Genomic DNA, 12,151 nt, shown 5'->3' with positions numbered 1-12,151 from the left:
AGAGGCCATGTTCGCAACCCGTCAACATTTGATCGGCCTCTTAATCCTGTCGATTGCCTTCCTTGATCTATCAATGGACCTCTTGGTCCTGTTTCTCGGCATGCCAGCGATCGTGACCCGACCTCGATCCTTCGGCCACCTAGCCTTTACGGATCGACGACATCTCCAGCTTGATGGTCGCCGGCTTTCTCGACACCCGTTGGGCGACCGCTTCGGTCGGCGCAAGGTGCTTGCTGAGCGGTGGCTTCTTGCGGCGGCATTTCCCACTGCCGTGCGGCACTCAAAGCCACCTTCCAACCGCTCTGACCAGCAGAAAAAAGGATGCCGGCGGCGCGCGGCCCGGTTAGAGAAGAATGACCTCGTCTCAAATCATGACAGCGGCGCACGATGAAACGCACACGACTTGACCTATCCCTGCGTTATGTGACCCAGCTGCGGCTGGCCTTTCTGGGTCTGGCCATCCCAACCGTCATCCTTGCTTTCGCCGGCTGGTATGTGCTGAACGAATCCCAGTACCGCGTAGAGCGCGGGCGGATTGCCCACGACATTTATTCAGCACTCCTCAGTTTCGATCTGGAAAAGGCGGCACTTCGCAACTGGAGCTTCCGCAGATTGCTGAATGAACCCGGAGACCCCGCCCAGCGCAGCGCAATCCTTGAGCGCATGGATGGCCTGATAGCGCGGGTGGCGGAGAAGGCCAGCCTGGCGCGTGACATGGATCGCGCTCGCCACAAGAACCTCGTGGAGCATGAAGAAAGAACGAAGCTTCTTGCCTTTCTGAAGGATGTAGTCGCCAGCCTCAAGCTGGAGACAGCGTCCCTGCTGACATCCCCCTCGCCCACGGTCTCGCGTATGGCCGAGGTCGATATCCAGTTCGGCCAGGTACAGGGGATTTCGCCAGCCCAGGCCCTGAAAAAGGCGCTTGTCGCCGAGGAAATGGCGCTGGAGGCGGAACGGACGCGGGCCAATGCCGGGTTGGCCACCGCACGCCAGCTCTTTCTGTTCGCCGGCGGATTTGGACTGTTTGCCACCTTTGTCCTCGCCACCTTTCTGGTCAGCCGCTTCCGTCAACCGCTGGAACAGCTGGAACAGGGTTTGAGCGCCTATCAAAGGGGCAATTTCTCCTATCGTTTTCAACGCTTTCGCGATCTCGAATTCCGCCACCTCGGCGACCAGCTGAACAGCATGGCGGGTGAGGTTGAACAGTCCCGCAACCGCGCCACCGAAGACCGGATTGAGCTTGAACAGCAGGTAGCCACCCGCACCGCCGAACTCAGCCGCACCGTGGATGAACTTGCGGCATCGGAAGGGGCACGTGCCCAATTGCTTGCCGATATCGGCCATGAACTGCGCACCCCGGTCACCGTGATCCGCGGTGAAGCCCAAGTGGCCCTTAGACAGAAAAATCCTGACAGCAGCGCCTATCGTTCCGCCTTGGAACGGATCGTCACGGTCTCACGCCAGATGGGACACCTGATCGAGGATCTGTTGGTGCTGGTGCGCGATCCGAAGGCCCGGCCGGTGATCGAGAGTTCAGAGCTGGTACTTGGTGAGGTGCTTCATGCGGCCCTGGAGGCTGCCGGCGCCATGGCGGCCGAACGGGCCGTTCAGCTCAAAGGGCCGGACCCTCTGCCAAAGGATGTGGTCGAGGCTGATCCCAACCGGCTCCGCCAGGTTCTGGTCTGCCTCATCGACAATGCCATCCGCTATTCGCATCCCGGTGGCGAGGTCCAGGTAAGCGTCACGAAAGCCGCGGCTGAGCGTATTGAGATCGACATCATCGACCAGGGCATCGGCATCAGCGCCGAAGACCTGCCCCATGTTTTTGATCGCGGCTGGCGTTCAAGCAAGGCTCGCACGCACAGACCCGATGGTCTCGGACTTGGTCTGGCCATCGCATGGCAGTTAACCGAGGCCCAGGGCGGCAGCCTGATGATCTTGGAATCGCCACAGGGTACCGGCACGCTTGCACGCCTGACCCTGCCGCTGTCGCCGCCATTGACGGATGAGGAGCCTCAATGAACATTCTGCTGATTGAGGACGATGTCCGGGTTGCCGATTTTCTGCAGCGCGGCCTGCAGGCCGAAGGCTATACCGTCACCTGGATCCGAAACGGCCGCGAGGGCCTGGCCGCCGCCGAGACTTTTGCCCGCACCTGCGCGACGGAGAACCTGGCAGGTGTTGTCATTCTTGATGTCATGTTGCCGGAACTCGATGGATTGAGCCTCTGCCAGATGCTACGCCAGCGCAACCATCAGGTCCCGGTGCTGATGTTGAGCGCCATGGGAGAAAGCCAGGAGCGCGCTGATGGCTTGCGACGCGGGGCCGATGACTATCTGGCAAAACCCTTTGATTTCGATGAATTGCTGGCCCGAATTGAAGCGCTGATGCGCCGTGCAAAGCCCACCACTGCGCCCAAGCTTTTGCAGATTGGTCAGATTACGCTGGATCGGCAACTGCCGGGTCTGCGCAGCGCAACTGGCGAGGTCCTGCTCAGTGGATTGGAAATGGCAATGATCGAACTGCTGGCCGCACAGGCCGGGGCAACGGTCAGCCGAGAACGCATTCTGGCGCGGGTCTGGGCGGCCGATCGTGATCCGCTGACCAATGTCGTCGATGTCTATGTCAGCCGGCTTCGGCGTAAGCTTGCCAGTCTGGACCCCGATGTGAAAATCACTGCCATCCGGGGCCTAGGCTATCGCCTGACGGCGACGCGCCCCTGAGGAGTGCTCAGGGGCGCGCAACACAACCAGACAGGCTGAGGTTTGCTGATCGGAAGTGTTAGTTGACGGTATAGGGCAGCGAGGAGTGATGCAGGACGATCCGCAGATTGCCGGCATCGTCAAGCTGATAGCCCCAGGTCTTGTCGACTGTGGTGACCTTGCCTTCGGCATCGGAGATATGGACCTTGCCAATGGTCTGCGCAGTCTTGCCGCTGATGAAGATTGCCGAATTCTCGATCTTGACCGAGGTCCAGCCCTTCAGCGCAAAGCCGGTATCGGCAGGGTAGTTCGGATCATGGCCGACGAAATAGGCGAGCGCCCCTTCGGCCGTCGGCCGGAAGGTCTGCGGCTCGACGGTCAGCGTCGGCTTGAACAGCACCGGGCCGAGGTTATAGCCATAGGCTCCGTCAATCACCGCCTTGGCCGTTGCCTTGGCCTTGTCGATGCCGCCGTCCTTGTAATCCGTGGCGATCTTCACGAGCGCGTCGCCCCAGGCAACCTGGGCGGCCTCGACCTGGGCCTGGGTGATGGTGCTGTCGATGATCGTTGCCTTGACCGGCATCTCCGCCTGGGCGGAGAAGGCAATCATCACAGCAGCAAATGTCGAAACGGCAAATCTGAACATTTCTTAACCTCATTGGCGACGCTGGGACCATCCCAGTGCGTTGGCATGAAGATGGGTCGCGAAGCTGAAAGCTGCATGAGCCGAACATGAACGGAAGATTAAAGGGAGAGATTGCGAGCGGCGGCCACTCCGGCAGTCGCGGGAGCCCGGTCGATCAGCGCTGAGAGTTCGCCGCAAGACGGGAAAAGAAGCCGCCCCTTGGATCGGCATGGCGCGCGACAGCTTTGCCGGCGGGTTCGCTCTCTGTTGCGCACTGGCGACGGCGACGCTCCTCCTGCCGCCGCCATTGCGACCGATGTGTATGTGCGAACTGCAGTCGAAGAAAGCCGCATCGACGGCCACAGAAGCACCTCGTCAAAGGGCTGGCAGCGTGTCGAAAAGCCGCCGCACGCCTTGAAGATCCGACCGAAAGGCATCTAGGCTGCGCGCTTTCAGATCCTCGTCGGGCATCCTGAGGATCGCCACTGGATGCGTCGTGACAAGCAGCATTCGGTTGTCCTGCATCGGGATCGGCATGCCCCGCACCTCGGCGATCGGCCGGCTCTCACCTGTCAGCGACAGATAGGCGGTCGCGCCGAGCGCCACGACGATGCGCGGCCGGATGATCTCGATCTCCTTTGAGACCCACCAGCGGCAATGCGCCACCTCACCGGCTTCCGGACGCATATGGATCCGCCGCTTGCCGCGCCGCTCGTATTTGAAATGCTTGACGGCATTGGTGACGTAGACCTGAGTTCGGTCGATCCCTGCCGCCGCCACGGCCTCATCGAAGACCTGGCCAGCCGGACCGATGAACGGCTTTCCCGCCAGATCCTCGGTATCGCCGGGCTGCTCCCCGACGAACATGATCTCCGAATCCTCTGGCCCCTCGCCGAACACCGTCTGTGTCGCATGGCAATGCAGCGGGCAACGCGTGCAACTTGCCGCTTCCTCCCGCAGCCGTTCGAGCGGCGGCAGATTGACCGACGCCTCCTCGTCTTCTCGTTCACGCCACTGCGCCTGTAGCCGCTCGTGAAAGGCCGGCGGCTGGCTCGCCTGCCGCTCTGCCATCTCGGCGACCCGCCGCTCCGCACCCGCAATCAGATCCGGAATGAGCGAGGCCTCCGGCATGTTCTTCCAGTATTTCTTCGGCATTTCCGACTGCATTGCCTTGATCTTCAACCGAGCCGGATTGAAGATATTGGCGAAATAGGTCCGCCAGAGCTCGTCGGTCTCATCCTCCGCTTCCGGCCGGGCGGCCGGCTCGCGCGACGTCTTGAGCGCCTGCCCGTTCCACGCGGCCGAGCCCTTCGGCGTCGCGATCAGCCAGTCCATGTCGGTGAAGCGCCGCTGGAAGAAGCCGGCAGTGCGCGACACTATGAAATGCTCCGGCTCGAACCAGGCAACGAATCGCCGCCGTCCCGCCTGCACACCCTCGACTTCGCGGAACCGCACGAAGGCCTTCATCTTGTGGCTGTCGCGCCTGATATTCTTGATCAAGCGGATGAGGTCCGAGACGTCAGGATCGGAGCTAACCTGCAGAAGGCTGCGTTCCGCCTGCAGCCGCCAGAGAATGCGATAGAGAAGTGAAAATCGAGCCGGATCCGTATGGCAGATCGCCGCCTCCGCCGCCTCCATGAAGCCCTTCGGCACGACGATCCCGGAAGGCACATCGACAGGCCCGGTCTCAGGCGGCATCGCGCCGAAGAGATCGCCCCCCTCGCCAGAAAGCTGCCAGCGAACCTGATCGGGTTTCACCCGATCAGCCAGGAGTGAACGTGCAGCATCGCGCCACTCGTCGAACGCCCCTCGCCCTTCGAGCGTGACGGTTCGCATCAGAATAGCGACAGCTGCTCGGCCGGCGGCGCAAACACCGCTCGCAAATCGGTCCGATCGAGGCTGCGATTCGGCGACCATCCCTCGGCGACGATGAAGGACCGTACCTTCTTGAGCGACACACCGAGACGCGTCAGGTCCTCGAGCCGCACGCGCCGATGACGGCGGGCCGAGAGCAAGCCGTTCACAGTCTTCGTCCCGAAACCCGGGACACGCAGTAGCGTCTCCCGATCCGCCTTGTTGACGTCAACAGGAAAACGATCGCGGTTCGCCAGCGCCCAGGCCAGCTTCGGATCGAGTTCAAGGTCGAGCATGCCGCCCTGCCCGATCGACGAAATCTCCTCGACCGAGAAACCGTAGAAACGATAAAGCCAGTCCGCCTGATAGAGCCGATGCTCGCGCATCAAGGGCGGCTTGATCAGCGGCAGGTTTTTCGAGCTGTCGGGGATCGGGCTGAAGGCGGAGTAGTAGACACGCTTCAACCCGTAACTGCTGTAGAGCCGCGCGCTGGAGCCGAGGATCGTCGCATCATTGGCGCCGTCAGCCCCGACGATCATCTGGGTGCTCTGCCCGCCGGGCACGAACTTCTTGCGCCGCCCGGTGTGAGTTGGCTCGCGCGCCTCGTCGATCTTCAGCCTCAGATCCGCCATCGAGCGGCGGATGTTGACCGGACGCTTCTCCGGCGCATAGCGCTCCAGCCCGTGATCGGTCGGCAGCTCGATATTGATCGACAGGCGATCGGCATAAAGCCCCGCCTCCTCGACCAGATGCGCGGATGCCTCAGGGATGGTCTTCAGATGGATATAGCCGCGAAACTCGTGCTTGGTGCGCAGGTCCCTGGCGATCTTCACCATTTCGGCCATCGTATCATCCGAGGATTTGATGATCCCGGAGGAGAGAAACAGGCCCTCGATGTAATTGCGACGGTAGAATTCGATCGTCAGCCAGACGACCTCGTCCGGCGTGAACCGCGCCCGTTCGACATTGCTCGAAGAGCGATTGATGCAATAGGCACAGTCATAGATGCAGAAATTGGTGAGCAGGATCTTCAGAAGCGAGATACAGCGGCCGTCAGGCGCGTAGGCATGGCAGATGCCCGACCCCTCTGTCGAGCCGAGACCGCCAGAGGCGGACGAGTCACGTTTGGTCGTCCCGCTGGACGCGCAGGACGCATCATATTTGGCGGCATCGGAGAGAATGGCGAGACGTTCTTTGAGCGACTTCTTCATGGGAATGTTCTCTATACGTTCCCGTGACAATGGTCAAGTTTCCGCCTTGCGACATTGCGTCCACCGGGCACCATGATCGTTGATTTCGCTGATTTTTCTCGCCGTCAGGTCGGCTTTCGGAGGCGCCCGACGAAAACTCTGGAAATTGCGCAAAGCATTCTGCTATAGTCTGCCGTAACGTGATTTGTGACTGGTTCCGCAGCTTTGCTTCGGAACCTGTTTTCTTTTGTGCCCGCGCTCGCGGCCATGAAGACGAAGGAAGAGGAAATGGTAGACAAAGTACCGATGACGCAGAACGGTTTCGAAAAGCTCAGCGAAGAGCTGCGCTGGCGTCAGCAGGAAGAGCGTCCGCGCATCATCGAGGCAATTGCCGAGGCGCGCGCTCATGGCGACCTTTCCGAAAATGCGGAATATCACGCCGCCAAGGAAGCACAGAGCCACAATGAGGGCCGCGTCGGCGAACTGGAAGACCTGATCGCCCGCGCAGAGGTCATTGACCTCTCGAAGATGTCTGGCTCGAAGATCAAGTTTGGCGCGACAGTCAAGCTGATGGACGAAGACACCGAGGAAGAGAAGACCTACCAGATCGTCGGCGACCAGGAAGCCGACGTGAAGGCCGGCCGCATCTCGATCTCCTCGCCGATCGCCCGCGCGCTGATCGGCAAGGAAGCTGGCGACAGCATCGAAGTCGTCGCCCCCGGCGGCTCCAAGGCCTACGAGATCCTCGCGGTCAAGTGGGGTTGATCTAGGCCGGAAGGGCTCCTCTGTGGCGCAATCCCTCGACGACATCTCGGTGATTGCGCCGCATTTCAAGCGGCGCCTCTCCGGCGTGACATCGACAGTGATCCAGCTCGTGCCGGAACAAAGGCGCCAGGGTCTAGGCATCCTGACGCTTGGTCCCGGCCTGCCCGATCACCTGCCAAAAATGCGCTGGGCCGAGCTGCCCGGCCTCTGGAAGCGGCCGAACGCTACCCCTGCCCGCGTCTGGCATGCCCGTCGCAACAACGAGATGCTGGTGGGCCTGATCCTCCGCGACATCTTCCGCATGCCGCTGAAGCTGCTTTTCACGTCTGCGGCCCAAAGGCATCACAGCCGCTACACCCGCTGGCTCATCTCGAAGATGGACGGCGTGGTAGCGACGAATGGAAAGTCCGGTTCTTTTCTCAAGGTCCCGCATCGCGTCATTCGCCACGGCGTAGACCTTCAGCTGTTCCATCCGTCGGACGAGCTCGACGCGAGCCTTCCCGAAGATCTGAAGGGCCGGCATCTGGTCGGCTGTTTCGGGCGGGTGCGCCATCAGAAGGGCACGGATCTTTTCGTACGGGCGATGATCGAGCTCCTTCCGGGCAATCCGGAATGGACGGCCGTGATATCTGGCCGGATCACCGCGGAACACACGGCCTTTGCAGACAAGCTGAAGGCCGACATCGCCGCCGCCGGCCTGACAGACCGCATCCGTTTCCTCGGCGAAGTCGATGACATCAAGCCCTGGTATCGCCGTCTGACGCTCTACGTTGCCCCCTCGCGCAACGAAGGCTTCGGCCTGACGCCGCTCGAGGCCATGGCTTCAGGCACCGCCGTGGTTGCAAGTGACGCCGGCGCCTATGCCGAGATGATCATCGAAGGCGAGACCGGCTCCGTCGTGCCGGCCGGTGACTATGGGCGCCTGCGCGACGCAATCTCGACCTTTCTCGAACCACAAAAGGCGATACTGGCCGGTCGACGCGGGCGCGAACATGTCGAGGCGGCGTTCGGGCTGGAACGCGAAGCGGATCAGCTGGCCGACGTTTATGCAAGCCTGCTCGGGACTACCCTGCCCCAGGCAAGTGCCCGCCCCAAGCCCGCAACATCCGGAACAGTTTGACCGATGGCCGACCGCGATCTGCTCGACATCCTCATTGTCAACAAGGACAACAGTTTCGGGCTGACACGCGACACGTCGCTGCTGATCGAAGCACTGGCCTCCATCGGCCGCTCCGAGGGTGTGGCAACAAAAGGCATTCGGGCAAGAAAGTTTTTCGACCGGATCCTCGGCCGCAAGCAGGCCAAAACCATCATCCATATCGAACGCGCCTTTCCGCACTGGTTCAGCGCCAGCAGGTTAAACTTGCTCTGCCCGAACCAGGAGCGCTTTCCGCGCCGCCACATTGGCCGCCTGAAAGGCATTGACCTGGTTCTGGCCAAGAGCCGACATGCCGAAGAGATTTTCCGCAGCCTCGGGGCCTCCACCGCCTATGTCGGCTTCACCTCGGAAGACCGGCTCGACGAGAGCGTTGCCAAAAACTGGAACAGCTTCTTTCATCTGGCCGGCGGCAGCACGCTGAAGGGCACGGAAGACGTGATCGAATTGTGGTCCCGTCATCCGGAATGGCCGGAACTGGTTCTGGTCCAGCGCGATCCGCATCCGAAGGCCGCCGGAATCCCCAATATCCGTGTGGTCAGCGGCTACATCACCGATGCCGAACTCAGGCAATGGCAAAACAGTTGCGGGATCCACCTCTGCCCGTCTCGCTCCGAAGGCTGGGGCCATCACCTTGTCGAAGCGCTCTCCGTCGGGGCGGTCACCGTCACCACCGACGGCCCGCCGATGAACGAGCACGTGACCGCCGATTGCGGCATTCTCATTCCCTATGGACGCACGGAGCCCAGACATCTGGGCACCAATTATCTCGTTGATCTCGAGGCGATGGAAAAGATCATCGAGAACCTGCTGACAATGGACGTGGCAGAAAAACAGGCGCTGGGCAGTGCTGCGCGCCAACGTTTCGTCGAGATCGACACAGGCTTCCGCACGAGATTGGCAGAAGCGCTGAAACCTTTCTGAGCGGGCCGCTCAGATCTCCACCAGACCAACCTTCTTCACCTGCCGGATCGTCAACATCGTCCTGACTGTGTCGACATGTTCGTTGGCCGTCAGCACTTCGATGACGAAGTCCTGGAAACGGGTCAGATTTTCCGCCACGCAATGCAGCAGGAAATCGCTGTCACCGTTGACCATCCAGGCCTGACGGACGATCGGCCAGCTCTCGGTCGCCGCCGCGAAGGCCTTCAGATTGGCTTCCGACTGGTGCTTCAATCCCACCATGCAGAAGGCAACGAGATCGTAGCCCAGCCGGCTGGCATTCAGAATGGCGTGATAGCTTTCGATCACGCCGGCCTCCTCGAGCTTGCGTACCCGACGCAGGCAGGGCGGCGCCGAAATGCCGACACGTTCGGAGAGTTCCACATTGGTCATGCGCCCGTCCCGCTGCAATTCTTTCAGAATGCGCAGGTCGATGGCGTCGAGTTCTACCTTGAGCACGGTCGATCCTTTTGAAGATGTGTGCGATATCTACTCCTTCAGACGTAATTGGCAAGAATCCTCCGCGTTCACGCACAATTATTGCGCCGACGCGCAAAGCTCTGTTGCTAATGCCGGGCCATGCCTTGAATTGCTTGTCGCTTCGATCCTAAATGGGCGACAGTTGCGCAACGGTCGGGTTTGCCTGCGCTTGATACCCCCGATCGAAGACGAAGACCGCGCATTGAAAGGAAGCGACATGACTGCCCGCCACACCAAGGTGCTGATCATCGGCTCCGGCCCTGCCGGCTACACCGCTGCGATCTATGCCGCCCGCGCCATGCTGAAGCCGGTTCTGATCGCCGGCATGGAACAGGGTGGCCAGCTGATGATCACCACGGATGTGGAGAATTACCCGGGCTTTGCCGATCCGATCCAGGGCCCCTGGCTGATGGAGCAGATGCTCAATCAGGCGGTCCATGTCGGCACCGAAATCGTCAGCGATCTCGTCACCGAAGTGGACACCAGCCACCGTCCGTTCACCGTGAAGACCGACAGCGGCCAGGTCTGGACCGCTGACACGCTGATCATCTGCACCGGCGCCAAGGCCAAGTGGCTCGGCATCGAGAGCGAGCAGCATTTCCAGGGCTTCGGCGTATCCGCCTGCGCCACTTGCGACGGCTTCTTCTATCGCAACAAGGACGTCATCGTCGTTGGTGGCGGCAATTCGGCCGTCGAGGAAGCGCTCTACCTCTCGCATATCTGCAAGTCGGTCACCGTCGTCCATCGCCGTGATAGCTTCCGTTCGGAAAAGATCCTGCAGGAACGTCTCTTCGCCAAGGAGAACATCCGTGTCCTCTGGAACACGACAGTCGAGGAAATCACCGGCGCCCCGGCCAAGCCGCCGATGCCGCCGTCCGTTTCCGGCGTCAGGCTCAAGGATGCGCTGACCGGTGCCGTCACCGACATGCCGATCGACGGCGTCTTCGTCGCCATTGGCCATGCGCCGGCCGTCGAACTGTTCAAGGACAAGCTGAAGCTCAAGTCTAACGGTTATCTGTGGACCGCGCCGGATTCGACCGCAACCGACGTGGCCGGCATCTTTGCCGCCGGTGACGTGACCGACGACGTCTACCGCCAGGCGATCACCGCCGCCGGCATGGGCTGCATGGCAGCGCTCGAGGCCGAACGTTTCCTCTCGGCCCTGCCCGTCGAGACACAACAAGCCGCGGAATAGCCGCCATGAGAGGGGGCGGCATGCCGCTGGACTGGGACAAACTGCGCATTTTTCATGCGGCCGCCGAAGCTGGGTCCTTCACCCACGCGGCCGACAAGCTGCACCTGTCCCAGTCGGCGATCAGCCGCCAGGTCTCCTCCCTGGAGCAGGACATCGGCGTCAAGCTTTTCCACCGTCATGCGCGCGGCCTGATCCTGACCGAACAGGGTGAACTGCTCTATCGCACCGCCCATGACGTTCTCCTGAAGCTGCAGACTGTCAAGATGCAGTTGACCGAGACGACCGAAAAGCCGTCCGGCAAGCTGCGGGTCACGACCACCGTCGGCCTCGGCCAGGGCTGGCTGACCGACAAGGTGCAGGAATTTCTGCAGCTCTACCCCGACATGTCGATCCAGCTGCTCCTCGACAACGAGGAACTGGACGTCAACATGCGCCATGCCGACTGCGCAATCCGGCTCCGCCAGCCACAGCAATCGGACCTCATCCAGCGCAAGCTGTTCACGGTGCATATGCACGTCTATGCGGCACCGTCCTACATCAACCGCTACGGCGAACCCCAGTCCATCGAGGATCTCGACAACCACCGGATTATCACCTTCGGCGAACCGGCACCGAATTACCTGTTGGACGTCAACTGGCTGGAAGTCGCCGGCCGCTCCTCCGACAATCCGCGCATGCCGCATCTGCAGATCAACAGTCTGACCTCGATCAAGCGTGCCTGCCTGCTCGGTATCGGCATCGCCATGCTGCCGGATTACATCGTCGGCCGCGATCCGGGTCTGCTGCAGTTGGTCACCAGTGCCGACGTGCCTTCCTTCGACACCTATTTCTGCTATCCCAACGAGATCAAGAACGCCGCAAAGCTGAAGGCATTCAGGGACTTCATCGTCGCCAAGGCCCGAAACTGGAACTTCTAAGGCCGCCTGACGGCTGCCCTTTTAGTAGGTTGCGCACACAGACTTGCGCATCATGCATGCCTGACATGCATAAAAATGCATTGTTCACTGCACAAAAAACCACCATATCGCACACAGCTGATGCACATGGTGGCTTTTTCCTCCCAGTTCCACCGCAGCAGCTGTTCCCCTCTGGAGGTTTTTGACCTTCACAATTCAAAGGGCCCTGGTTATTCCGGTGGCCCTCTTTTTTTGTTATTTTGTTGGAACAATAGATCCTTCGGGCCGTTACAGCGTCTGGCGGAACTGACGCCGGGCCTCTCGGCCCCGACGGCAGAGATCTCTC

General features: G+C 61.0%; 12 protein-coding genes. 8 read left to right on the top strand and 4 right to left on the bottom strand.

Annotation, left to right across the window (positions count from 1 at the left end; genetic code table 11):
* The first annotated feature begins 7 nt into the window (after window positions 1–7).
* Genes BSY240_RS24280 through BSY240_RS21820 form a run of 3 tightly spaced genes read left to right on the top strand, consistent with a single transcriptional unit; the run spans window position 8 to window position 2,723 of the window.
* Window positions 8–391, top strand: coding sequence for a hypothetical protein (locus tag BSY240_RS24280; RefSeq protein ID WP_210183764.1), 384 nt, complete (start codon window positions 8–10; stop codon window positions 389–391).
* Complete coding sequence (locus BSY240_RS21825) at window positions 388–2,022, top strand: sensor histidine kinase (protein WP_069043731.1); 1,635 nt, start codon at window positions 388–390, stop codon at window positions 2,020–2,022. Before BSY240_RS24280 ends, BSY240_RS21825 begins: the two co-directional genes overlap by 4 nt.
* Window positions 2,019–2,723: a response regulator transcription factor gene (locus tag BSY240_RS21820; protein WP_069043730.1), complete on the top strand. Its 705-nt coding sequence runs from the start codon at window positions 2,019–2,021 to the stop codon at window positions 2,721–2,723. Before BSY240_RS21825 ends, BSY240_RS21820 begins: the two co-directional genes overlap by 4 nt.
* 58 nt (window positions 2,724–2,781) lie before the next feature.
* Here the strand turns inward: BSY240_RS21820 and BSY240_RS21815 are convergent, their stop codons facing one another.
* From BSY240_RS21815 to BSY240_RS21805, 3 genes are all read right to left on the bottom strand, one after another.
* Window positions 2,782–3,348 carry a phosphoribosyl-AMP cyclohydrolase gene (locus BSY240_RS21815; protein WP_054151546.1) on the bottom strand — a complete coding sequence of 189 codons (567 nt, stop codon included), beginning with the start codon at window positions 3,346–3,348 and terminating at the stop codon, window positions 2,782–2,784.
* A 354-nt stretch (window positions 3,349–3,702) separates the two neighbouring features.
* A complete protein-coding gene (locus BSY240_RS21810) occupies window positions 3,703–5,163 on the bottom strand; it encodes a UdgX family uracil-DNA binding protein (RefSeq protein WP_069043729.1) in 1,461 nt (486 codons plus the stop codon).
* Window positions 5,163–6,392 (bottom strand): putative DNA modification/repair radical SAM protein, encoded by a 1,230-nt coding sequence (locus BSY240_RS21805; protein WP_069043728.1) that lies wholly within the window; start codon window positions 6,390–6,392, stop codon window positions 5,163–5,165. Before BSY240_RS21805 ends, BSY240_RS21810 begins: the two co-directional genes overlap by 1 nt.
* 267 nt (window positions 6,393–6,659) lie before the next feature.
* On the opposite strand from BSY240_RS21805, the gene greA reads away from it, so the two are divergent.
* From greA to BSY240_RS21790, 3 genes are read left to right on the top strand one after another with little or no spacing between them, the layout of a single operon-like run.
* Window positions 6,660–7,136 carry a transcription elongation factor GreA gene (greA, locus tag BSY240_RS21800; RefSeq protein ID WP_054151746.1) on the top strand — a complete coding sequence of 159 codons (477 nt, stop codon included), beginning with the start codon at window positions 6,660–6,662 and terminating at the stop codon, window positions 7,134–7,136.
* A 22-nt stretch (window positions 7,137–7,158) separates the two neighbouring features.
* Window positions 7,159–8,256, top strand: coding sequence for a glycosyltransferase family 4 protein (locus tag BSY240_RS21795; protein ID WP_069043727.1), 1,098 nt, complete (start codon window positions 7,159–7,161; stop codon window positions 8,254–8,256).
* A gap of 3 nt (window positions 8,257–8,259) precedes the next feature.
* Window positions 8,260–9,216 (top strand): glycosyltransferase, encoded by a 957-nt coding sequence (locus BSY240_RS21790; protein ID WP_069043726.1) that lies wholly within the window; start codon window positions 8,260–8,262, stop codon window positions 9,214–9,216.
* A gap of 9 nt (window positions 9,217–9,225) precedes the next feature.
* Here BSY240_RS21790 and BSY240_RS21785 read toward each other — a convergent pair whose 3' ends face one another.
* Complete coding sequence (locus BSY240_RS21785) at window positions 9,226–9,693, bottom strand: Lrp/AsnC family transcriptional regulator (RefSeq protein ID WP_069043725.1); 468 nt, start codon at window positions 9,691–9,693, stop codon at window positions 9,226–9,228.
* A gap of 238 nt (window positions 9,694–9,931) precedes the next feature.
* Here BSY240_RS21785 and trxB point away from each other — a divergent pair, with 238 nt between their 5' ends.
* Together trxB and BSY240_RS21775 are read left to right on the top strand one after the other, a co-directional pair.
* Complete coding sequence (gene trxB, locus BSY240_RS21780) at window positions 9,932–10,909, top strand: thioredoxin-disulfide reductase (RefSeq protein ID WP_069043724.1); 978 nt, start codon at window positions 9,932–9,934, stop codon at window positions 10,907–10,909.
* A 20-nt stretch (window positions 10,910–10,929) separates the two neighbouring features.
* Window positions 10,930–11,826: a LysR family transcriptional regulator VtlR gene (locus BSY240_RS21775; protein WP_069043723.1), complete on the top strand. Its 897-nt coding sequence runs from the start codon at window positions 10,930–10,932 to the stop codon at window positions 11,824–11,826.
* Window positions 11,827–12,151 lie beyond the last annotated feature (325 nt).

The sequence above is a fragment of the Agrobacterium sp. RAC06 genome, from assembly GCF_001713475.1.
Taxonomy (GTDB): Bacteria; Pseudomonadota; Alphaproteobacteria; order Rhizobiales; family Rhizobiaceae; genus Allorhizobium.
This window is presented reverse-complemented; position numbering and strand designations above follow the sequence as displayed.